This window comes from Streptomyces neyagawaensis (assembly GCF_023516595.1).
Lineage (GTDB): Bacteria > Actinomycetota > Actinomycetes > Streptomycetales > Streptomycetaceae > Streptomyces > Streptomyces neyagawaensis.
This window is the reverse complement of the sequence record NZ_JAMGBG010000027.1, coordinates 222331-244537: the sequence shown is the minus strand read 5'-3', so window position 1 is coordinate 244537 and position 22207 is coordinate 222331. Positions and strand designations below refer to the sequence as shown.

General features: G+C 71.5%; 17 protein-coding genes. 13 read left to right on the top strand and 4 right to left on the bottom strand.

Annotated elements, in window-relative coordinates:
* Positions 1 to 247 precede the first annotated feature (247 nt).
* The 6 genes from ftsZ (at position 248) to M8J73_RS14920 (ending at position 5271) form a co-directional block, all read left to right on the top strand.
* Positions 248 to 1438 carry a cell division protein FtsZ gene (ftsZ, locus tag M8J73_RS14945; RefSeq protein WP_055538810.1) on the top strand — a complete coding sequence of 397 codons (1191 nt, stop codon included), beginning with the start codon at positions 248 to 250 and terminating at the stop codon, positions 1436 to 1438.
* Positions 1435 to 2166, top strand: coding sequence for a peptidoglycan editing factor PgeF (pgeF, locus tag M8J73_RS14940; protein WP_055538811.1), 732 nt, complete (start codon positions 1435 to 1437; stop codon positions 2164 to 2166). The genes ftsZ and pgeF overlap by 4 nt, the downstream gene beginning before the upstream one ends.
* A 5-nt stretch (positions 2167 to 2171) precedes the next feature.
* Positions 2172 to 2891, top strand: a complete 720-nt coding sequence (locus M8J73_RS14935; protein ID WP_055538815.1) for a YggS family pyridoxal phosphate-dependent enzyme — start codon at positions 2172 to 2174, stop codon at positions 2889 to 2891.
* 128 nt (positions 2892 to 3019) lie between these two features.
* Positions 3020 to 3661 (top strand): cell division protein SepF, encoded by a 642-nt coding sequence (locus M8J73_RS14930; RefSeq protein ID WP_055538812.1) that lies wholly within the window; start codon positions 3020 to 3022, stop codon positions 3659 to 3661.
* A gap of 61 nt (positions 3662 to 3722) precedes the next feature.
* Positions 3723 to 4019 carry a YggT family protein gene (locus tag M8J73_RS14925; RefSeq protein ID WP_055538813.1) on the top strand — a complete coding sequence of 99 codons (297 nt, stop codon included), beginning with the start codon at positions 3723 to 3725 and terminating at the stop codon, positions 4017 to 4019.
* Positions 4020 to 4065: 46 nt separating this feature from the next.
* Positions 4066 to 5271: a DivIVA domain-containing protein gene (locus M8J73_RS14920; protein WP_055538814.1), complete on the top strand. Its 1206-nt coding sequence runs from the start codon at positions 4066 to 4068 to the stop codon at positions 5269 to 5271.
* Between the two features lie 271 nt (positions 5272 to 5542).
* Here M8J73_RS14920 and ileS read toward each other — a convergent pair whose 3' ends face one another.
* A complete protein-coding gene (gene ileS, locus M8J73_RS14915) occupies positions 5543 to 8686 on the bottom strand; it encodes an isoleucine--tRNA ligase (RefSeq protein WP_249828702.1) in 3144 nt (1047 codons plus the stop codon).
* A 638-nt stretch (positions 8687 to 9324) separates the two neighbouring features.
* Here ileS and M8J73_RS14910 point away from each other — a divergent pair.
* From M8J73_RS14910 to M8J73_RS14885, 6 genes are all read left to right on the top strand, one after another.
* A complete protein-coding gene (locus tag M8J73_RS14910; protein ID WP_079055198.1) occupies positions 9325 to 10428 on the top strand; it encodes a TraR/DksA family transcriptional regulator in 1104 nt (367 codons plus the stop codon).
* Positions 10429 to 10509: 81 nt separating this feature from the next.
* A complete protein-coding gene (lspA, locus tag M8J73_RS14905) occupies positions 10510 to 11121 on the top strand; it encodes a signal peptidase II (RefSeq protein ID WP_249828701.1) in 612 nt (203 codons plus the stop codon).
* Between the two features lie 81 nt (positions 11122 to 11202).
* On the top strand, positions 11203 to 12147 hold the full coding sequence (locus M8J73_RS14900) for an RluA family pseudouridine synthase (RefSeq protein ID WP_249828700.1): 945 nt from the start codon (positions 11203 to 11205) through the stop codon (positions 12145 to 12147).
* Between the two features lie 71 nt (positions 12148 to 12218).
* Positions 12219 to 12635, top strand: coding sequence for a GNAT family N-acetyltransferase (locus M8J73_RS14895; protein ID WP_249828707.1), 417 nt, complete (start codon positions 12219 to 12221; stop codon positions 12633 to 12635).
* Positions 12636 to 12767: 132 nt separating this feature from the next.
* Positions 12768 to 14354 carry a Na+/H+ antiporter gene (locus M8J73_RS14890; RefSeq protein WP_055542501.1) on the top strand — a complete coding sequence of 529 codons (1587 nt, stop codon included), beginning with the start codon at positions 12768 to 12770 and terminating at the stop codon, positions 14352 to 14354.
* Between the two features lie 29 nt (positions 14355 to 14383).
* Complete coding sequence (locus tag M8J73_RS14885; protein ID WP_055542500.1) at positions 14384 to 15124, top strand: SDR family NAD(P)-dependent oxidoreductase; 741 nt, start codon at positions 14384 to 14386, stop codon at positions 15122 to 15124.
* Positions 15125 to 15316: 192 nt separating this feature from the next.
* Here the strand turns inward: M8J73_RS14885 and M8J73_RS14880 are convergent, their stop codons facing one another.
* Complete coding sequence (locus M8J73_RS14880) at positions 15317 to 16432, bottom strand: mechanosensitive ion channel family protein (protein ID WP_249828699.1); 1116 nt, start codon at positions 16430 to 16432, stop codon at positions 15317 to 15319.
* A gap of 106 nt (positions 16433 to 16538) precedes the next feature.
* Between M8J73_RS14880 and M8J73_RS14875 the strand changes: the two genes are divergently transcribed.
* The gene (locus M8J73_RS14875) at positions 16539 to 17108 is read left to right on the top strand and encodes a dienelactone hydrolase family protein (RefSeq protein WP_055537882.1); all 570 of its coding nucleotides are present in this window, start codon (positions 16539 to 16541) and stop codon (positions 17106 to 17108) included.
* Positions 17109 to 17148: 40 nt separating this feature from the next.
* On the opposite strand, the gene M8J73_RS14870 is transcribed toward M8J73_RS14875, so the two are convergent.
* Complete coding sequence (locus M8J73_RS14870) at positions 17149 to 18798, bottom strand: alkaline phosphatase D family protein (protein ID WP_055537881.1); 1650 nt, start codon at positions 18796 to 18798, stop codon at positions 17149 to 17151.
* A 157-nt stretch (positions 18799 to 18955) separates the two neighbouring features.
* On the bottom strand, positions 18956 to 22171 hold the full coding sequence (locus tag M8J73_RS14865; RefSeq protein ID WP_240501120.1) for a helix-turn-helix transcriptional regulator: 3216 nt from the start codon (positions 22169 to 22171) through the stop codon (positions 18956 to 18958).
* Between the last annotated feature and the right edge of the window lie 36 nt (positions 22172 to 22207).

Genomic DNA, 22207 nt, shown 5'->3' with positions numbered 1-22207 from the left:
GGCACCGCTACGGCTGATCACATAGGGTGAAAAGAAAAACGGGAGGTTCGGCGTGTTCGTTGAACGTGCGCCACTTGTCGACTTAGTGTCCTGTTCGGAAGAGTCCAAGGAACAGACACACTGGTAACCCTAAACTTCAGCGTTAGGGTTCGGGTCGGCGTTCGGACCGTCCCACTTCGGCATCAGTCGTCGGATCGCGGGTACCCGCGAGGCGGCGACACGTAACTCGAGGCGAGAGGCCTTCGACGTGGCAGCACCGCAGAACTACCTCGCAGTCATCAAAGTCATCGGTGTCGGCGGCGGTGGTGTCAATGCCATCAACCGGATGATCGAGGTCGGTCTCAAGGGCGTCGAGTTCATCGCCATCAACACCGACGCGCAAGCTCTGTTGATGAGCGACGCCGACGTCAAGCTCGACGTCGGCCGTGAACTCACCCGCGGACTCGGCGCCGGCGCCAACCCGGCGGTCGGCCGCAAGGCCGCAGAGGACCACCGCGAGGAGATCGAGGAGGTCCTCAAGGGGGCCGACATGGTCTTCGTGACCGCCGGCGAGGGCGGCGGCACCGGCACCGGCGGCGCGCCCGTCGTGGCCAACATCGCCCGCTCGCTGGGCGCCCTCACCATCGGCGTGGTCACCCGCCCCTTCACCTTCGAGGGCCGCCGCCGCGCCAACCAGGCCGAGGACGGCATCGCCGAGCTCCGTGAAGAGGTCGACACCCTCATCGTCATCCCGAACGACCGGCTGCTGTCCATCTCGGACCGCCAGGTCTCGGTGCTCGACGCCTTCAAGTCGGCCGACCAGGTCCTGCTCTCCGGTGTCCAGGGCATCACCGACCTCATCACCACGCCCGGCCTGATCAACCTCGACTTCGCCGACGTCAAGTCCGTCATGTCCGAGGCCGGCTCCGCCCTCATGGGCATCGGCTCGGCCCGCGGCGACGACCGCGCGGTGGCCGCCGCCGAGATGGCGATCTCCTCGCCGCTGCTGGAGGCCTCCATCGACGGTGCCCGCGGGGTGCTGCTCTCCATTTCCGGCGGGTCCGACCTCGGTCTCTTCGAGATCAACGAGGCCGCCCAGCTGGTCAGCGAGGCCGCCCACCCCGAGGCCAACATCATCTTCGGCGCGGTCATCGACGACGCCCTCGGCGACGAGGTCCGGGTCACGGTCATCGCGGCCGGCTTCGACGGCGGGCAGCCCCCGGCCAAGCGGGACAACATCCTCGGCTCGGCCTCGGCCAAGCGGGACGAGCCCGCCCCGGTGCGGGCCGCCGAGGCCCGCCCGTCCTTCGGCTCGCTCGGCAGCGTCAAGCCGAAGGAGGAGCCGGCGCCCGCACCGGAGCCGGTGAGCGAGGTGCCCGTCGCCCCGCCGGTCCCGCCGTCCCGGTCCTACACGGACAGTGCGGCGGAGGAGCTGGACGTGCCGGACTTCCTCAAGTGATAGGACAGCGCGAGAACGCGAGCGGCGCGCACTTCGCCTTCACCGACAGGTGGGGCGGGGTGAGCGCCGCTCCGTATGAGGAGCTCAATCTCGGCGGGGCGGTCGGGGACGACGCTGCCGCCGTGACGACCAACCGGGAGCTGGCCGCGAAGTCGCTGGGCCTCGACCCCGGCCGGGTCGTCTGGATGAAACAGGTGCACGGCGCGGACGTGGCGGTGGTCGACGGACCATGGGGTTCCGCGGTCGACATCCCCTCCGTCGACGCGATCGTCACCACCGGGCGCGGACTCGCGCTCGCGGTGCTCACCGCCGACTGCGTGCCCGTACTGCTGGCCGACCCCGTCGCCGGGGTCGCGGCCGCCGCCCACGCGGGCCGGCCCGGAATGGTCGCCGGGGTCGTCCCGGCCGCCGTCAAGGCCATGATCGAACTCGGCGCCGACCCCGCGCGGATCGTCGCCCGCACCGGCCCCGCCGTCTGCGGCCGCTGTTACGAAGTGCCCGAAGCGATGCGCGCCGACGTGGCCGCCGTGGAGCCGACGGCGTACGCCGAGACCAGTTGGGGCACGCCTGCCGTGGATGTGAGCGCCGGAGTGCACTCCCAGCTGGAGCGACTGGGGGTGCACGACCGGGAGCAGTCGCCGGTGTGCACGCTGGAGTCGCGCGACCACTTCTCGTACCGCCGCGACCGCACCACAGGGCGACTCGCGGGATATGTCTGGCTGGACTGATGGGCATGACCGACCGTAAGGCACAACTCGCCGCGAATCTGGCGAAGGTGGAGGGTCGCATCGCGGCGGCGTGCGCGGCCGCGGGGCGCAAGCATGAAGAGGTGACCCTGATCGTGGTCACCAAGACCTATCCCGCGAGCGATGTGCGGATCCTGTCGGAACTCGGTGTGCGTCATGTTGCCGAGAACAAGGACCAGGACGCGGCCCCCAAGGCGGCAGAGTGCTCGGATCTGCCCCTTGTGTGGCACTTCGTGGGGCAATTGCAGACCAACAAGGTCCGTTCTGTGGTGCGTTATGCCGATCTCGTGCAGTCCGTCGACCGCTCCCGGCTCGTCACGGCACTGTCGAAGGAGGCGGTCCGGGTCGGACGCGAGGTGGGCTGCCTCATCCAGGTCGCCCTTGACGCGGACGAGAGCGGCCGGGGGGCGCGCGGCGGTGTCGGTCCGGACGGGATCGCGGAGTTGGCCGATCTCCTCGCCGACTCCCCGGGGGTGCGGCTCGATGGTCTGATGACCGTGGCGCCGCTCACCGGCGAGTACGCCGGGCGGCAACGCGAGGCCTTCGGGCGGTTGATGGATTTGTCGACCGACCTGCGCCGCGCTCATCCGGCTGCGAACATGGTCTCCGCAGGGATGAGTGCGGACCTCGAGGAGGCCGTGGCGGCAGGGGCGACACATGTGCGCGTCGGCACTGCGGTACTCGGAGTCCGCCCCAGGCTCGGGTAACGTCGCCAAGAAGTCGGACCACAGCAGAAAATATGGTCATTCCGTCGAAGGGCGGCGCAACGACCTCGTGGATCGCGGGCACTTGGGAAGTCGTCAGTCGATCCACCACAGAGCGGAGGACTCAGAGCATGGCCGGCGCGATGCGCAAGATGGCGGTCTACCTCGGCCTCGTGGAGGACGATGGGTACGACGGCAGGGGATTCGACCCCGATGACGACTTCGAGCCCGAGCTCGACCCCGAGCCCGAGCGGGACCACCGGCGCCATGAACCGGTGCACCAGTCACACCAGTCACATCAGTCCCAAAGGGACGAATCGGTGCGAGTGGTGCAGCCCCCGGCGCAGCGCGAGCCGGTGGCGCACGCCACTTCGCTCCCCGCGGAATCGGTGCGACCCGCCCGGATCGCACCCGTGGCGTCCATCACACAAGACCGTTCCAGTCTGGAGAAGAACGCACCGGTGATCATGCCCAAGGTCGTGTCCGAACGGGAGCCGTATCGGATCACGACGTTGCACCCGCGGACCTACAACGAGGCCCGTACCATCGGGGAACACTTCCGTGAGGGCACCCCGGTGATCATGAATCTGACTGAGATGGACGACACAGATGCGAAGCGACTTGTCGACTTTGCGGCAGGTTTGGTGTTTGGTCTTCACGGAAGCATCGAGCGGGTGACGCAGAAGGTGTTCCTGTTGTCGCCTGCTAACGTCGATGTCACGGCGGAGGACAAGGCCCGCATCGCAGAGGGCGGGTTCTTCAACCAGAGCTGAGACGCACCACCCGGAAACAGCAGTACAGGCAGCACGGAACGGGGAGAGGGAAACACCGGACATGAGCGTGGTCTTGACGATCCTCTACATCGCGCTGACGGTGTTCTTCATCGTGCTGATCTTCCGGTTGGTCATGGACTACGTCTTCCAGTTCGCCCGCTCATGGCAACCCGGCAAGGCGATGGTGGTCGTTCTGGAGGCCACCTACACTGTCACTGATCCACCGCTCAAGCTTCTGCGGCGGTTCATTCCGCCGCTGCGTCTCGGGGGCGTGGCGCTCGACCTGTCCTTCTTCGTGCTGATGATCATCGTTTTTATCCTGCGCACGGTAGTGGCCAGCGGGATGGGAACGGTGTGAGAGATGCGGTCTTGCCGAATGCCGACGACTACGTTGAGGTGAAGAGATGCCGTTGACCCCCGAGGACGTGCGGAACAAGCAGTTCACGACCGTCCGCCTCCGAGAAGGCTATGACGAGGACGAGGTCGATGCCTTCCTCGATGAGGTCGAAGCCGAACTGACGCGCTTGCTTCGTGAGAACGAGGACCTGCGTGCCAAGCTCGCCGCGGCCACGCGTGCTGCTGCCCAGAATCAGCAGAACATGCGCAAGCCCCCCGAGCCGCAGGACCAGCAGCAGGGCGGCATGCAGCAAGGTGGCATGCAGCAGGGCGGTATGCAGCAGGGCGGCATGCAGCAGCAGGGCATGCGAGGACCCGGCGGTCCCGTACCCGCTGGGATATCGGGCCCGCCGCAGCAGATGGGGGGCCCCATGGGTGGCCCGCCCCAGCTGCCGAGCGGTGCTCCGCAGCTGCCCGCCGGCCCCGGTGGCCAGGGGCAGCAGGGTCCCGGACCGATGGGTCAGGGGCCGATGGGCCAGGGCCCCATGGGCCAGGGCCAGATGGGTCAGCCCCAGATGGGGCAGGGCCCGATGGGTGGCCAGCCGCCCATGCAGCAGATGGGTGGCCCGATGGGCGGCCCCATGGGTGGTCCGATGGGCGGCCCCGGTCAGGGCCCGGGCGGCGACAGCGCCGCGCGTGTGCTCTCGCTGGCCCAGCAGACCGCCGACCAGGCGATCGCCGAGGCCCGTTCCGAGGCCAACAAGATCGTCGGCGAGGCCCGTAGCCGCGCCGAGGGTCTGGAGCGGGACGCCCGTGCCAAGGCCGACGCCCTGGAGCGGGACGCGCAGGAGAAGCACCGCGTCGCGATGGGCTCCCTGGAGTCCGCCCGCGCCACGCTGGAGCGCAAGGTCGAGGACCTGCGCGGCTTCGAGCGCGAGTACCGCACGCGTCTGAAGTCCTACCTGGAGTCGCAGCTGCGTCAGCTGGAGACCCAGGCGGACGACTCGCTGGCCCCGCCGCGCACCCCGGCGACCGCGTCGCTGCCGCCGTCCCCGTCGCCGTCCATGGCGCCGGCCGGTGCGAGCGCGCCGTCGTACGGCGGCCAGGGCATGGGTGGCGCCCCGGCGCCGGCCGCGCCCTCCTACGGCGGTCAGCAGCAGATGTCCCCGGCCATGACCCAGCCGATGGCTCCGGTCCGGCCGCAGGGTCCGTCGCCGATGGGGCAGGCTCCCTCGCCGATGCGTGGCTTCCTCATCGACGAGGACGACAACTGATCATCACCGGCGCGCCATAGGCGTCGGCAGCGTTCAGGGCGGGGCCCCGGATCTCTTCGATCCGGGGCCCCGCCCTTGTGCTACGCGCGTTCGGGGGTGTTTGGGACGGTTGTTCGCAGGTGGGACGGATGTCCTGCGCACACCACGCCGAAGCACACCACGCCGAAGGCCCGGTGACACCGCCTGTGCGGTGTCACCGGGCCTTCGGTCATGATCGGCGCCGCGGCTCCGGAGCGGTCGGCTCCGGGCCGGGCGGTTCAGCGGGCCTGCGTCACGCCTTGCGGAGGCGGAACGTCAGGGTCAGGGCCTCGTCCGTGAACGGGGCGCCGTAGGTGTCGTCGGCCTCACCGGTGGCGAAGTCCGTCGCGAGGACCTCGTCGGCGATCAGCCCGGCGTGCTCGGTGAGCGCGTCGACCACGGCCTCGTCGGTCGCGGTCCAGCGCAGCGCGATGCGGTCGGCCACGTCGAGGCCGCTGTTCTTGCGGGCCTCCTGGATCAGCCGGATCGCGTCACGGGCGAGGCCCGCCCGGCGGAGCTCCTCCGTGATCTCCAGGTCCAGGGCCACCGTCGCACCCGAGTCGGAGGCGACCGACCAGCCCTCGCGCGGGGTCTCCGTGATGATCACCTCGTCCGGCGCCAGGGTGATCGTCTCACCGTCGACCTCGACCGACGCCGTGCCCTCCCGCAGGGCGAGGGAGAGGGCGGCGGCGTCCGCGTTCGCCACGGCCTTGGCCACGTCCTGGACGCGCTTGCCGAAGCGCTTGCCGAGGGCGCGGAAGTTCGCCTTGGCGGTGGTGTCCACCAGGCTGCCGCCGACCTCGCTCAGCGAGGCGAGCGAGCTCACGTTCAGCTCTTCCGTGATCTGGGTGTGCAGCTCGGGGTCCAGGGAGCCGAACCCGGTGGCGGCCACCAGGGCGCGGGACAGCGGCTGGCGGGTCTTGACGCCCGACTCCGCGCGCGTGGCGCGGCCCAGCTCCACGAGACGGCGGACGAGCACCATCTGCTTCGACAGCTCCGGGTCGATGGCCGTGAGGTCCGCCTCCGGCCAGGACGCCAGGTGCACGGACTCCGGAGCACCGGGGGACACCGGCACGATCAGGTCCTGCCAGACCCGCTCGGTGATGAACGGGGTCAGCGGGGCCATCAGCTTGGTGACCGTCTCGACGACCTCGTGCAGGGTGCGCAGCGCGGCCTTGTCGCCCTGCCAGAAGCGGCGGCGCGAGCGGCGGACGTACCAGTTCGACAGGTCGTCCACGAACGCGGAGAGCAGCTTGCCGGCGCGCTGGGTGTCGTACGCCTCCAGCGACTGCGTCACCTGGTCGACCAGGGCGTGCAGCTCGCTCAGCAGCCAGCGGTCCAGGACGGGGCGGTCGGCGGGGGCCGGGTCCGCCTCGGACGGCGCCCAGTTCGACGTACGGGCGTACAGGGCCTGGAAGGCGACCGTGTTCCAGTACGTGAGGAGGGTCTTGCGCACGACCTCCTGGATCGTGCCGTGGCCGACGCGGCGGGCCGCCCAGGGGGAGCCGCCGGCCGCCATGAACCAGCGGACCGCGTCGGCGCCGTGCTGGTCCATGAGCGGGATGGGCTGCAGGATGTTGCCGAGGTGCTTGGACATCTTGCGGCCGTCCTCGGCGAGGATGTGGCCGAGGCAGACGACGTTCTCGTACGACGACTTGTCGAAGACCAGGGTGCCGACCGCCATCAGCGTGTAGAACCAGCCGCGGGTCTGGTCGATGGCCTCGCTGATGAACTGGGCCGGGTAGCGGCTCTCGAAGAGCTCCTTGTTCTTGTACGGGTAGCCCCACTGCGCGAACGGCATCGAGCCCGAGTCGTACCAGGCGTCGATGACCTCCGGGACGCGGGTGGCGGTGGCGGCGCAGCCGCCCTCGGGGCACGGGAAGGTGACCGCGTCGATGAACGGGCGGTGCGGGTCCAGCTCCGACTGGTCGGTGCCGGAGAGCCGGCTCAGCTCCTCGCGGGAGCCCACGCAGGTGAGGTGACCCTCCTCGCAGCGCCAGATCGGCAGCGGGGTGCCCCAGTAGCGGTTGCGGGACAGCGCCCAGTCGATGTTGTTGTTCAGCCAGTCGCCGAAGCGGCCGTGCTTGACCGTGTCCGGGAACCAGTTGGTCTTCTCGTTCTCCTGGAGGAGACGGTCCTTGACGGCGGTGGTGCGGATGTACCAGGACGGCTGCGCGTAGTAGAGGAGCGCGGTGTGGCAGCGCCAGCAGTGGGGGTAGCTGTGCTCGTACGGGATGTGCTTGAACAGCAGGCCCCGGGTCTGGAGGTCCTCGGTGAGCTTCTCGTCCGCCTTCTTGAAGAAGACGCCGCCGACCAGCGGGACGTTCTCCTCGAACGTGCCGTCCGGGCGGACCGGGTTGATCACCGGCAGGCCGTACGCCCGGCACACCTTGAGGTCGTCCTCACCGAAGGCGGGGGACTGGTGGACCAGACCCGTGCCGTCCTCGGTGGTCACGTACTCGGCGTTCACCACGTAGTGGGCGGGCTCGGGGAACTCCACGAGCTCGAACGGACGTTGATAGGTCCAGCGCTCCATCTCGGCGCCGGTGAAGGACTGACCGGTGGTCTCCCAGCCCTCGCCGAGCGCCTTGGCGACGAGCGGCTCGGCGACGACGAGCTTCTCGGTGCCGTCCGTGGCGACCACGTAGGTGACCTCGGGGTGGGCGGCGACCGCGGTGTTGGACACCAGCGTCCACGGCGTGGTCGTCCACACCAGGAGCGCGGCCTCGCCCGCGAGCGGACCGGAGGTGAGCGGGAAACGGACGTACACCGAGGGGTCGACGACCGTCTCGTAGCCCTGCGCCAGCTCGTGGTCCGACAGGCCGGTGCCGCAGCGGGGGCACCAGGGGGCCACGCGGTGGTCCTGGACCAGCAGGCCCTTGTTGAAGATCTCCTTCAGCGACCACCAGACGGACTCGATGTACTCGGGCTCCATGGTCACGTACGCGTCGTCGAGGTCGACCCAGTAGCCCATGCGGGTCGTCAGGTCGGAGAACGCGTCGGTGTGGCGGAGCACGGACTCACGGCACTTGGCGTTGAACTCGGCGATGCCGTACGCCTCGATGTCCTTCTTGCCGTTGAAGCCGAGCTCCTTCTCGACCGCCAGCTCCACCGGCAGGCCGTGGCAGTCCCAGCCGGCCTTGCGGGCCACGTGGTAGCCGCGCATGGTGCGGAAGCGGGGGAAGACGTCCTTGAAGACGCGGGCCTCGATGTGGTGGGCGCCCGGCATGCCGTTGGCGGTGGGCGGGCCCTCGTAGAACACCCATTCGGGGCGACCCTCGGACTGCTCCAGGCTCTTGGCGAAGATCTTCTGCTCGCGCCAGAAGTCGAGCACCGCGTGCTCGAGCGCGGGCAGGTCGACCTGGGCGGGCACCTGGCGGTACGTCGGCTCTGTCATGAGCGAGCTTCCTCCAACGGACTTGCTGCCTTCCGTCGGAGGGACGAGAGCCTTCATCCTGCGTACGCCGTGTGCGGCGCGCTCCCGCGGTACCACCCTCCTTGGCCCGTCGTCGCGTCGTACGCCGTGACGAGCCCCCTCATTGAGGTCGCGATGCCGGGTCTACTGGCCGCGTCCCGAGGGTCTCGGCGTTCTTCCGGCGGCTCCGGGGTGATCTTCGCGTCGCGCTCGCCCCCGGGCTTCCACCGTCCCCGGGTCGCTCTTGGCTGCGTACGGCGCTACTCGTCCCCATCCACGCTTTTCGCTGCGCCCAGTGTACGGCGCCGGGCGGACAGCGGCCGACCGGTTTTGCGGCGCCCGTGGCGGGGCGGGCGGGGGCCTTCGGCGGGCTCGGTGGCCGGGTGGCGCGGTGACCTGCGGGGTGACCCGAATGGAGCGGTCCGGACGTCCGGATCCCCGGACCCGCGGCGGGGCGGAATACCCGGCGGGGAGCTGGGCACAACGCTTGCAGGCTCGCTGCGTGACGGTCGCGAGGTGGCCGGAATGGGTGGTGTGCCCCGTTGCCGCGGGACTCGGGTCGATTTATCGTCCCAGCACGATTCGCGTGCAAGATCACAATATGTGAAGGGGCCGCGGCCATGGTGGCGAAGGATGTGAGCGGCAAGAAGCGGGTCCCCGCGACCCCGGGAGCGAAGGCGGCCACCAGCAGGACGAGCGCCCGGAAGACGGACGCCGAGGGAACGACCGCGGAGAAGGGAGCCGCGAAGACCGCCGCAGTGGGGCCGAGGTCCGGCGCCGATCAGGAGGGCACGCCTGGTGCCGGGGCCGTGCGGGTGACGAGGAGGAAGGACGTCGGCACGGGCGCGGCGAAGAGGAGTCCGGGGAAGAAGACCGCGGCGGGGAAGACCGCAGCAAAGAAGACCGCGGCCAAGAAGACGGCAACAAAGAAGACCGCAGCAAAGAAGGCCGAGGGGAAGAAGGCCGAGGGCGAGGAGACCGAGGCGCGGGAGACCACGGCGGAGAAGGCCGTGGTGAGGAAGACAGCGGCCCGGAAGACCGCCGGGAAGGACAGTGCCGCCGCGCGGTCGGCGGCCGGGAAGAGCGCGGCCACCGATGCGGTGGCCAAGAAGGGTGCCGCCGGGAAGACGGCGGCCACGAAGAGCAGCACATCCACGAAGAGCACCGCCCGGAACACCTCCGCGACGAGCGAGGCCGAGAAGGCGGGCGCGGCCGAGGCCGCCGAGACGACGGGAGCCACGACGGTGGTTGCGAAGAACACTCCTGGTACGGCTACGGCGGCGAAGAAGCCCACCGCCGTCCCCAAGGCACGGCCCGCCGCGGCGGACCCCGGCGAGCTGGCGGTACGGCCCGGTGAGGACCCCTGGAGCCCGGAGGAGGTCGCCGAGGCCCGCACGGAGCTGACGTCCGAGGCGATGCGGCTGCGGGCGGAGCTGGACGCCTCCGAGAAGTCGCTCACGGGTCTGATGCGGGACTCCGGCGACGGCGCGGGCGACGACCAGGCCGACACCGGCGCCAAGAACATCACGCGCGAGCACGAGATGGCGCTGGCCCACAACGCGCGCGAGATGCTCGACCAGACCGAGCGCGCCCTGGAACGGCTCGCCACGGGCACGTACGGCCTCTGCGAGAGCTGCGGCAACCCGATCGGCAAGGCGCGCATGCAGGCCTTCCCGAGGGCCACGCTGTGCGTCGAGTGCAAGCAGAAGCAGGAACGGCGGTAGTGATCCCCGACTGAGCCCCTGGTCCCCGGAGGTCGTGTCGTACCTTTGTCCTCAGTCAGGAACCTAGGTTGAGGGACTCACGTGGCAGAGGCGGAGCGCATCATCGGTACGCCGGACATCCCAGAGGCGGCGGGCACGGACCCGGAGCAGGCCGACGACGGGAACGGCGCGGACGCGGCGCGGACCGACGCGTCCGCGCGCCCGCGCGGCAAGCGCCGCATCGCCGTGCTGTTCGGGGTCGCCGCGCTGGCGTACGTGCTCGACCTGGTCAGCAAGATGATCGTGGTCGCCAGACTGGAGCACCACGAGCCGATCGAGATCATCGGGGACTGGCTGAAGTTCGAGGCGATCCGCAACGCGGGCGCCGCTTTCGGCTTCGGCGAGGCCTTCACGATCATCTTCACGATGATCGCGGCGATCGTGATCGTGGTGATCGCCCGGCTCGCGCGCAAGCTCTACAGCCTGCCCTGGGCGATCGCGCTCGGCCTGCTGCTGGGCGGCGCGCTGGGCAACCTCACCGACCGGATCTTCCGTTCGCCGGGTGTCTTCGAGGGCGCGGTCGTCGACTTCATCGCACCCAAGGGCTTCGCCGTGTTCAACCTGGCGGACTCGGCGATCGTGTGCGGCGGCATCCTGATCGTGCTGCTGTCCTTCCGCGGGCTCGACCCGGACGGCACCGTCCACAAGGACTGAGCGCCCCGGGCACGGCCGGGGTCGGGGGAGTTTTCCACAGGCGCGGTCGGGCGTGTCGTGGCGGTCCGGCATACTCGACGGGTGAGCACGCTTCCCGAGATCCGTACCCTGCCCGTGCCCGACGGCCTGGAGGGCGAGCGCGTCGACGCCGCCATCTCCCGCATGTTCGGCTTCTCCCGTACCAAGGCCGCGGAGCTCGCCGCCGCGGGGAAGGTCGCGGTCGACGGGTCGGTGGTCGGCAAATCGGAGCGGGTGCACGGCGGGGCCTGGCTGGAGGTCGAGATGCCGCAGGCGCCCGCGCCGGTGCAGGTGGTGGCCGAGCCGGTCGAGGGCATGGAGATCGTGCACGACGACGACGACGTGGTCGTGATCGTCAAGCCGGTCGGTGTGGCCGCGCACCCCAGCCCCGGCTGGTCCGGGCCGACCGTCATCGGCGGACTCGCCGCCGCCGGGTACCGGATCTCGACGTCCGGCGCCGCCGAGCGCCAGGGCATCGTCCACCGGCTCGACGTGGGCACGTCGGGCCTGATGGTGGTCGCCAAGTCCGAGTACGCGTACACGTTCCTGAAGCGCCAGTTCAAGGAGCGGACCGTCGACAAGCGGTACCACACGCTCGTCCAGGGCCACCCCGACCCCACCAGCGGCACCATCGACGCGCCCATCGGGCGGCACCCGAACCACGACTACAAGTGGGCGGTCATCGCCGAGGGCAAGCCGTCCGTCACGCACTACGACCTGGTGGAGGCGTTCCGCGCCGCCTCCCTGCTCGACATCAAGCTGGAGACCGGGCGCACGCACCAGATCCGCGTCCACATGTCCGCCCACCGGCACCCGTGCGTGGGCGACCTGACGTACGGCGCCGACCCGACGCTCGCCAAGCGCCTCGGCCTCACCCGCCAGTGGCTGCACGCGGTCCGGCTGGGCTTCGAGCACCCCGGGGACGGGCAGTGGGTCGAGTTCGCGAGCGACTACCTGGCCGATCTGCAGAAGGCCCTCGACAAGGTGCGGGAGGAGACGTACGCGTGAGCGACGTGCCCGCGAGCCCGGAGCCGGTGGCGTACGCCGTGCGTGTGGCCGACGACCCCGCCGACCGCGCCATGTGCTTCGCGGTGCGCAAGGAGGTCTTCGTCGTGGAGCAGGGCGTGCCGGAGGACCTCGAGTACGACGCGTACGACGAGGTGGCCGTGCATGTGCTCGCCGTGCGGGACGACGGGGTGCCGCTCGGCGCCGGTCGGCTGCTCCACGGAGCGGCCGCCGCCGGCAAGACCGGTGGGGAGCCGGGCGTCGGCTCGCTAGGGCGGCTGGCGGTCGTGCCGGCGGCCCGCGGGCTGGGTGTGGGCGTCGCGCTCGTGCGGGCCGTCGAGGACGCGGCACGCGCGCGGGGCCTGACCTCGGTGCAACTGGGCGCGCAGACGCATGCGCTGGGGTTCTACGAGCGGCTGGGGTACGAGGCGTACGGGCCGGAGTTCCCGGACGCCGGGATACCGCACCGGGCGATGCGGCGGTCGCTGTAGGGCCGATCCCCGGGGGCCCGACTCCCCGTGCCGGGTACGTGGGGCCACGGGGCGGAATGGGTGGGATGTGGGGGGCGTGGCACTCTGGGGGGCTGTTGAGGTAATCGTCTAGACCTCGTCGGGGTGCTCAGCGTGGATCAGTTGGCCCTGTTGTTCGTCCTGTTGTTGGGGGCCGTGCTGAGTGTGCCGGTGGGGGAGCGGCTCGGGCTGCCGGCGCCGGTGCTGATGACGCTGCTCGGGATCTCCCTCGCCCTGCCGGGCTTCGTGCCCAACATCGACATCCCGCCGGATTTCATCCTGCCCCTGGTACTGCCGCCGTTGCTGTACGCGGCGGTGCGGCGGACCTCCTGGCGGCAGTTCGCCGCCAACCGGCGGCCGATCTTCCTGCTGGCCGTGGCGCTGGTGTTCGTGACCACCGCCGCGGTGGCCGCCGTCGCCCAGGCGATCGTGCCCGGGCTGCCCATCGCCGCCGCCGTGGCGCTGGGCGCGCTGGTCGCACCGCCGGACCCGGTGGCGGCGACGGCCGTGGCCGGTCAACTCGGGCTGCCTCGGAGGCTGGTGTCGATCCTGGAGGGCGAGGGCCTGTTCAACGACGTGACCGCCATCGTGCTGTACCACGTGGCGATCGCCGCCGTCGTCAGCGGCTCCTTCTCGCTGCCCCACGCCGCGCTCCAGCTGGTGCTCTCCGGTGTCGTGGCCGTCGCCGTGGGGCTCGCCCTCGGCTGGGCGGCCAACAAGCTGATGGACCTCCTCGACGACGCCACGCTGCAGATCGGGCTGACCCTCCTCGTGCCGTACGCGTCGTACGTGTTGGCCGAGGAACTGCACGGGTCCGGGGTGCTCGCCGTGCTCACCACCGCGCTGTTCCTCGCGGAGTACGCGCTCGGCGCCGACGACGTCATGACGCGGCTCGCCGGGCACACCGTCTGGGACGTCGTGGACACGCTGGTCACGGGCGTCGCGTTCGGGTTGATCGGGCTGGAGCTGCACAACGCGCTCAGGACGGCGTCCGGGCGATGGGCCGACATGCTGGGCTGGGCGGCGGCGGTCGTGGCCGTCGTGGTCCTCGTACGGCTGCTGTGGCTGCTGCCGGCCACCTGGCTCGCGCGGCGGCTGCACGCCAAGCGCGACTACGACGAGGAGATCCCGATGTCGTGGCGCGAGACCGTGGTGATGTGGTGGTCGGGGATGCGGGGCGTGGCGTCCGTGGCGCTGGCGCTGGCGATTCCCCTGGAGACGTCGGACGGGAGGCCCTTTCCCGACCGGGACGAGATCGTGTTCATCGCGTTCGGCGTGATCATGGCGACGCTGGTGCTGCAGGGGCTGACGCTGCCGTGGCTCGTACGGCGGTTGGGGGTGCGGGCGGACGAGGGAGCCGAGAAGGAGTTCGAGAAGGCGCTGGCCGTGCGGGCCGCGAAGGCGGCGAAGCGGCGGCTGAAGGAGATCGAGGACGAGGAGGAACTCCCCGAGGAGATGGCCGAGCGGTTGCTGCGGCGGGCCTTCGAGATCGGGGTGCGGATCAGTCCCGACGTGGCGGAGGACGAACGGCGGGCAGGGCACGAGCAGCGGGTGCGGTGGCTGCGGAGGATGCGGCGGATCCAGGGGGAGATGCTGAGCGCGGCCCGGCACGAGGTGCTGGCCGCGCGGAGTGAGCCGGGGGCGGATCCCGAGGTGGTGGACCGGGTGCTGCGGCATCTGGATGTGCGGAGCCTGCGGTGACCGGGTGATCCGTTTCGTAGGGTCGGGGCATGGCACGCAATGTGGTGATCAGTGGTGGCGGTACGGGAATCGGGCTCGCGGCGGCGCGGGCGTTCGCCGAGAGCGGGGATCGGGTCCTGTTGCTCGGGCGGCGGGCCGAGGTGTTGGAGAAGGCGGGGGTGGACCGGGCCCTGACGTACGCGGCGGACCTCGCCGACGCGGAGAGGGTGCGGGGAGTCGCCGAGTTCGTCGGGCGTGAGTTCGGGACCGTGGACGTGCTGATCCACAGTGCTGGCGGCAACGGCGGGCTGGAGCCCGCGGCGGAGGGGGACGATCCGCTCGACACCGTCGCGCACGACTGGCAGGTCAACTTCCGGCTCAACACGCTGACCGCCGTGCTGCTCACGGAGGCGCTGCGGGAGCGGCTCGCCTCGCCCGGCGGGCGGGTGCTGTTCCTTTCGTCCATCGCCGCGTACCGGGGCTCGGGGAGCGGGGCGTACGCCGCGTCCAAGGCGGCGCTGCATCCGTACGCCTTCGACCTGGCGCGGGAGTTGGGGTCCCGGGGGATCACGGTGAACGTCGTGGCGCCGGGCTACATCGAGGACACCGAGTTCTTCGGCGGGGCGATACAGGAGGCCCGGCGGGCGCGGCTCGTCGCCGAGACGTCCACGGGCCGGGCCGGCACACCGGCCGACGTCGCCGACACCCTGCACTGGCTCGCCTCCCCGGGCGCCGGCCACATCACCGCCCAGATCCTCCAGGTCAACGGGGGCGCGGAGAGGGGGCACTGAGGGCGGAGCCGGGCGCATCGCGAACGGCGGACGGCGGGTGCCCGCGCTCTCCGCGCAGGCACCCGCCGTGCGTCCCGGTCCGGTCCGTCCGCAGGCTCCCGGAGGGAGACGCCACGCGCCGCTCCTCCAGAACCACCGGCCACCTGTACGGCCACCCGCCGTGGTCCTCGGCTCTGCCGTGGCCCCGGGGTGTCACCTTCCCGTCGACCTCGGTGGTTCGTGGACCCGGGACCGGGTGGGGCGGGGGAGGTGGGCGTCGGGACGCGGGTGGGTCGGGGGCAGCACCGCGTCGGCCGTGTTGACCCTCGGGAGGGCGTACGGGTGGGTCTCGGCCAGCCAGCGGACCAGCTGTTCGCGGACCGTGACGCGGACCGTCCACAGGTCGTCCGGGTCCTTGGCGGTGACCAGGGCGCGGACCTCCATCGTCGACGGCGTCGAGTCGGTGACGGTCAGGTCGTAGTGCCGGCCGTCCCACGCCGGGCACTCCCGCAGGATGTCGCGGAGCTTCTCCCGCATCGCGGGCAGCGGAGCGGCGTGGTCGACGTGCAGGAAGACCGTGCCGGTCATCTGGGCGCCACCGCGCGACCAGTTCTCGAACGGCTTCGCCGTGAAGTACGACACGGGCATAGTGATCCGGCGCTCGTCCCAGGTCCGCACGGTCAGGAACGTGAGGGTGATCTCGTCGACCGTCCCCCACTCGCCCTCCACGACGACCACGTCCCCGAGGCGGACCATGTCGCCGAAGGCGATCTGGAGCCCCGCGAACAGGTTGCTCAGCGTGGACTGCGCGGCGATACCGGCGACGATGCCCAGCAGGCCCGCCGAGGCCAGCAGGGAGGCGCCCGCGGCCCGCATCGCCGGGAAGGTCAGCAGCATGGCCGCCGCGGCGACCACACCGACGATCGCGGAGACCACCCGCATGATGAGCGTCACCTGGGTCCGCACCCGGCGCACCCGGGCCGGGTCACGGTGGACGCGGGCGTACCTGCTGTACGAGGTCTCCACCACCGCCGCCGCGATGCGGATCACCAGCCAGGCCGTGGCGCCGATCAGCACCAGCGTCAGGGCACGGCCGATCGTGGTCCGGTACTGCTCCAGCAGTTGCGCCTCGTCGTACGTCGCTCTGAGGAAGGCCGCGCACAGGACCAGCTGGTAGGGGATGCGGCCGCGGCGCAGCAGGCCCCACAGAGGTGTCTCGTGGTGCCGCTGGTCCGCCTTGCGCAGCAGAAGGTCGGTGGTCCAGCCGATGACGAGTGTCAGGACGACCGAACCACCGATGACGATCAGTGGGCGGAGTAGGTTCTCCATGCCTTCGAACGTAACCGCCCTCGCGGGGTCATGAACATGTGACTTCGGCCGCGCTCGGGGTACGGGGCCGCGAGCCGCTGTCGTACCCGGCTGGCACCATGGCCTCATGAACATCATGCTGTTCCACTCGACCTACGGCCTGCGACCCGCGGTCCACCGGGCCGCGGCCGGGTTGCGGGCCGCCGGGCACGAGGTGTGGACCCCCGACCTCTTCGACGGACGGACCTTCGACACGGTCGAGGAGGGCATGGCCTTCAACGAGGAGCTGGGCAAGGAGGAGCTGCTCAAGCGGGCCGTCCTGGCCGCCGCCCCCTACTCGGAGCGAGGGCTCGTCTACGCCGGGTTCTCCCTCGGCGCGGCCACCGCGCAGACCCTGGCCCTGGGCGACGCCAAGGCCCGCGGGCTGCTGCTCCTGCACGGTACGTCGGACATCGCGGCCACCGCGTCCGTCGACAACCTGCCCGTGCAGCTCCACGTCGCCGAGCCGGACGCGTTCGAGACGGACGACTGGTTGAGCGCCTGGTACCTCCAGATGCGCAAGGCCGGCGCCGACGTGGAGATCTACCGCTACCCCGGCGCGGGCCACCTCTACACCGACTTCGACCTGCCCGACTTCGACGAGGAGGCCGCCGAGGCCACCTGGCGGGTGGCACTCGGCTTCCTCGACACCCTCTGACGGCCGGAGCATGCCCCCCGGGGCCCGAGGGTGCTCCGGACTACACCGGGTCGTACGTCCGCTCCACCTTCTGCGTCCCGCTCCGCGTCCGGTACGAGCGCGCCCACGACGACCTCGCGTCGGGCTTCGTCCGGTCGGACAGGACGTAGAAGTCCATCTGCGCCCGCGCGGCGGTGATGTCGAGGACGCCGTAGCCGTGCCGGTCGGTGTCGACCCAGTGGACATGCCGGTTGGCGGCGCGGATCAGGGGGGAGGCCACCGCGGAGACGGTGCCCTCGGGGACCTTCACGAGGTCGTCGAGGTTGTCCGAGGTGACCGAGGTGACGACGAACTCGGTGGCCGCGGACGCCGACAGCGGGTACGTACCGGCGTTGACCGGCACATCGTTGGCCCAGGCCATGTGGATGTCGCCGGTGAGGAAGACCGTGTTGCGGATGGCGTTCTCCCGCAGGTGGGCGAGGAGTTCACGGCGGTCGTCGGTGTAGCCGTCCCACTGGTCGGGGTTGAGGGCGAGGCCCTCCTTCGGCAGACCGAGCAGCTCGGTCAGCGGTCCCAGCAGATCGGCGGTGAGGTTGCCGAGGGCGAACGGGGCGATCATCACCGAGTTGCCGACCAGACGCCAGGTCGTGTCGGAGGACTTCAGCCCCGTCTTCAGCCAGTCGAGCTGGGCCCGGCCCGTCAGCGTACGGTTCGGGTCGTCGACCTGGCCGTTGCCGACGCCCACCTGCTGGGAGCGGTAGGAGCGCAGGTCGAGCAACGAGAGGTCGGCGAGCTTGCCGAAGCGCAGCCGCCGGTAGGTGGTGCCGGCGATCGCCGGGCGCACCGGCATCCACTCGAAGTACGCCCGCTTGGCCGCCGACTGACGGGCCGCCCAGGAGCCCTCCGTGCCCTCGGTGTGGTTCTCGGCGCCGCCCGACCAGGCGTCGTTGGCGATCTCGTGGTCGTCCCAGATGGCGATGACCGGCGCGACCGCGTGCAGGGCCTGGAGGTCGGGGTCCGTCTTGTAACGGGCGTGCCGGACGCGGTAGTCGGCGAGGGAGACGATCTCGTGGGTCGGCGCGTGCGGTCGGACGACCTTGCCACGGGTGGCGTACTGGCCGGTGCCGTACTCGTAGATGTAGTCGCCCAGGTGGATCCAGGCGTCCAGGTCGCCGCGGGCGGCCAGATGGCGATAGGCGGCGAAGTGGCCGCCCTCCCAGTTGGCGCAGGAGACCACTCCGAAGCGCAGCCCCGCCGGGGCGGCGTCGGCGGCGGGTGCCGTACGGGTGCGGGCGGCGGGCGAGTCGGTGCCGCCGGCCGAGAAGCGGAACCAGTAGTCGGTGGCCGGGGCGAGACCGCGGACGTCCGCCTTCACGGTGTGGTCGGAGTCGGCGGTCGCGGTGACCGAACCCTTGGCCACGACATTCGTGAACGCCTTGTCCAGGGCGACGGTCCAGCCGACCTCGACGTCCGGGCCCAGCCCCGAGCCGGGTACGGCCTCCGGAGTGGGCGTCACACGGGTCCACAGCAGGACACCGTCGGGCAGCGGATCGCCGGAGGCTACACCGTGCAGGAACGCGGGGGCGTCGGCGGCGCTCGCGGGGAACGCGGCGGTCAGCGGGGCCGCGAGGACCGCGCCCGCGGCGGCCGCCTTGACGACCGTACGGCGGCGCGGGGCGGAGGAGGAGAGGCCCGGCTGAGCGGGCGACATGCCTCTGGGGTCGGCGGGGACACCGGAGTTGGAGTGAGATCTGCGACTGGTCACGGCGGATGAGATTACTGATCAGTAGAGGTTTGGGTAAGGCGTATGACGCGAAATCCGCCCAATGTTCAGATCGCGGTGCCCTGTTGGTCGATGGTCTGCCCGGTCACCGTCCGTCGGCGTACCTGCGGGCCAGGGCGATCAGCGCGGCTCGGTCGGCGCAGCCGGTGCGGTTGCGCAGGCTCGCCAGGTGCTTCTCGACGGTGCGCGGGGAGAGGAAGAGATGCTCGGCGATCTCCTGGTTGCCGAAGCGGCGGCCGAGCAGCCGGAGCACCTCGTACTCCCGGGCCGTCACCCCCGTCCTCCGCAGTTCCGCCGGGATCGTGTCGTGGCCCTGGCGGCGCCGGGGCACGGCGGAGCCCGCGTCACGCAGCAGCGCGCGGCACGCCGCCGACACCCGGGTGGTCCCCCGGTCATGGAAGAACTGCTCGGTGGAGCGCAGCCATTCGACCGGCCGGCCCCAGCCGTCGGCGAGGGCCGCCCCGGCGCCCAGACGCAGACACAGGTGGGCGGCGAGGGGAATGGACTCGGTCCCGACCAGGGCCTCCTCCGCGGACTTCGCGGCCTCGGCGGCCCTGCCCTCGCGGCCCAGCAGCACGGCCCGGGACCAGCCGACGAAGGGCCGGTCCCAGTGGACCTGGGCGAGCCGGCCCGTGCCGGGGCCCTCCAGCTCCGCCCAGCCGACCGTGCCCTTCAGGGTGCGCAGCAGCAGATACGGCCCCAGGAAGCCGCCGACCCCCCGAGTGCTGGGCAGCGCCCGCATGACGTGGTCCGCCTCCGTGAACTCGGCCAGCGCCCGATCGTGTTCCTCCCGCATCAGGGAGCAGATGCCCTGGGCCCAGCCCCACACGGAGGTGTCGTAGCCCCAGACCGCCCCCGCGCTCCGGCCGGCCAGCGCGTTCCGCAGGGCGTCCAGGGCACTCTGGAGGCGCTCGCGTTCACCGAGCGCGGCGGCGACGACGCCGTCCACGCCGATCCCGATCAGCTCCACCTCGCGCAGCCGCAGCCGCCGGGCCGTCTCCCGCAGCCGCCGGGCGGACTCCACCGCCCGGTCCGGTTCGTCGCGCAGCACATGAGCGAGCGTCAGATGCATGTCGGCCCAGGCTGTCATGAGCGTCGCGCCCGTCTCCTCGGCCGCCCGCCGCGCGGCCGTCAGACGGTCCGTGCCGGTGAACCGCAGCCGGTCGAGCACACCGAGTTCCAGCAGACCGCGGATGCGCCACACGGGCAGGGCATGGGCCTCGGCCGTCGCCACCAGACGGGCGAACGTCTCCTCCGCCTCGGCGAGGCTCTGGGGCCGCAGACAGTAGCCGAGCATGTTCAGCGCCTTGCAGCTCACCTCCGGCAGCCCGACCGCCTCCGCGGTGGCGACGGCTCCCTCGGCGAGGGCGCGGGCGGACTCCAACCGGTCGGGGCGCCGCGAGTTGAGGACCAGGTGGGCGGCGACCGCGTCCAGGGAGGCGCGCGAACCAGGGTCCGGGTCGTCGCCGAGCAGTTCCCTCGCCCGCCGTACGGTGGCCAGCCCCTCCTCCCACTGCTGTGCCGTTGCCGCGGCCCTGGCCCGGGTCACGAAGCCCGCCACCCGCCGGGTGTTCGGCGCGCCCGACGCGGTCAGTACGTCGTCCAGACGGTCCCCGAGCTCCGGCACGCGCCGGACGTCACCGGTGAGGACCAGGGTGCGGAGCAGTTCCTCCAACAGCCCGGCCACGGCCTCGGGCGGGGTGTCCGGTGCGCCCGAGGTCAACTCCAGGCCCCGGTCGAGGAGTTCCACCGCGGTCAGCAGCGCGCCGCGCGCGACGGCCTGCCGCCCCGCCCGGGTGAGCAGGACGGCCGCCCGTGCCCGCCGGCCACCGGCGACACACAACTCGGCGGCCAGCCGGTCGAGATCGTCCCCGGCCTCCCCACCGATGAGCCCGTGCGGTTCGTTGGGGACGCCCGCGTGGCGCGTCCCGGTGGGCCATGCGTCCTCGTGGCGCGTCCCCGTGTGGGGTGCGGTCACCTGCCGCGTTCGGGCGTGTCGTGCGCTCTCGTGCCCTGCTCCGGCGTGTCGGGTGCCCTCGTCCTCCGTACCCTCGAACTGCGTGTCCTCGTGCCGCGTGTCCGCGTGGCGCGGGCCCTCGTCCTCCGTGTGCCCCGAAGCCCCCGGCAGCCGTCCCGTCGTGTCCCGTACCGACTCGATCGCGTCGGCGGCGGCGAGGCAGAGGGCGGCTCGTTCGGTCGGGAGGAGGCGGTGGGCGATGGCGTCGGCGGTCAGGGCGTGGCGGAAGGCATGCCAGCCGGGCTCGCCCGCCGGGGAGCCGCCGGAGACCAGGTCGGCGTGGGCCGCGTGGCGCAGGTGGGTGAGGGCGGTGGCGCGGTCGAGGCCGGCGACACGCGCCGCGATGTCCACCGGGAACCGTCTGCCGAGGACCGCCGCCGCCTCCAGGAGGGCCACACCGGGCGCCGCCAGCCGGTCCACGCGTTGCAGCACGGCGGCGGCGACGGTCGCGGGGACCCCGGCGTCGAGGGAACCGGTGACCGTCCAGCCGGCGGCGCCGTCCCGGACGAGGCTGCCGCCGTCGACCATGGCCCGCAGGAGTTCCTCCACCACGAACGGGACGCCCTCGGAGACGGCGTGCAGCCGCTCCAGTACGGCCGCGGGCACCTCGTCGGCATCACCGTGGCCGAGACAGCGGGCGGCCAACTCGGCGGTGCCGGCCGGCCCGAGACGGGCGAGCCGCAGCGAACGGGCGGTGCGGCGGGACGCCGCCGCCTCGGCCAGGTCGAGGGCGGGACCGGGCTCGCCGCGCAACGTGGCCAGCAGGACGGCCCGTTGGCCGGTGAGGTTGTCGGCCAGATAGTCGACGATGGCGAGGGTGTCGGCGTCCGCGTCGTGCAGGTCCTCCAGCACCAGCACACAGCCACCGTCGCGCCCCAGTACCGCCAGGAGCCTCAACACCGCCTCGGCGTACCCGACCAGGGGTGCCCCGTCCTCCGGAGCCAGCCCGCACAGCCGGGACAGCAGGGGTTCGTAGAGGCCGAGGTCACCGTCCGAGGGCGCGCCCTCCCCGCGCAACGCGGAGAACACGGCCTCCGCGAGCGGACGCAGCGGCACGGCGCGCCCCGCGGACGCCGCCCGCCCGCGCAGTACGCGCGCTCCGGAGCGCGCCGCGGCGGCCGCGGCCTCCTCGACGAGCCGGGACTTCCCGATGCCGGGCTCGCCGAGCACGAACACCGACGCGCCCCGCCCCTCGCGGGCCGCCCGTACGGCGGCGGTCAGAAGGTCCCGCTCCGCCTCCCTGCCGACCAGCGCGGGCGCCGACAGTGATGAGAACGACGACACCTCAAGGCTCCCTGCGCCACGTCGAATACGCCTTCG

Excerpts from the sequence above, each read along its gene's own strand:
- M8J73_RS14875 (WP_055537882.1), top strand. The coding sequence starts at position 16,539 with ATGAACATCATGCTGTTCCACTCGACCTACGGCCTGCGACCCGCGGTC.
- M8J73_RS14930 (WP_055538812.1), top strand. The coding sequence starts at position 3,020 with ATGGCCGGCGCGATGCGCAAGATGGCGGTCTACCTCGGCCTCGTGGAG.
- M8J73_RS14910 (WP_079055198.1), top strand. The coding sequence starts at position 9,325 with ATGGTGGCGAAGGATGTGAGCGGCAAGAAGCGGGTCCCCGCGACCCCG.
- M8J73_RS14935 (WP_055538815.1), top strand. The coding sequence starts at position 2,172 with ATGACCGACCGTAAGGCACAACTCGCCGCGAATCTGGCGAAGGTGGAG.
- M8J73_RS14885 (WP_055542500.1), top strand. The coding sequence starts at position 14,384 with ATGGCACGCAATGTGGTGATCAGTGGTGGCGGTACGGGAATCGGGCTC.
- M8J73_RS14870 (WP_055537881.1), bottom strand. The coding sequence starts at position 18,798 with ATGTCGCCCGCTCAGCCGGGCCTCTCCTCCTCCGCCCCGCGCCGCCGT.
- M8J73_RS14925 (WP_055538813.1), top strand. The coding sequence starts at position 3,723 with ATGAGCGTGGTCTTGACGATCCTCTACATCGCGCTGACGGTGTTCTTC.
- ileS (WP_249828702.1), bottom strand. The coding sequence starts at position 8,686 with ATGACAGAGCCGACGTACCGCCAGGTGCCCGCCCAGGTCGACCTGCCC.
- M8J73_RS14920 (WP_055538814.1), top strand. The coding sequence starts at position 4,066 with ATGCCGTTGACCCCCGAGGACGTGCGGAACAAGCAGTTCACGACCGTC.
- M8J73_RS14880 (WP_249828699.1), bottom strand. The coding sequence starts at position 16,432 with ATGGAGAACCTACTCCGCCCACTGATCGTCATCGGTGGTTCGGTCGTC.
- M8J73_RS14895 (WP_249828707.1), top strand. The coding sequence starts at position 12,219 with ATGTGCTTCGCGGTGCGCAAGGAGGTCTTCGTCGTGGAGCAGGGCGTG.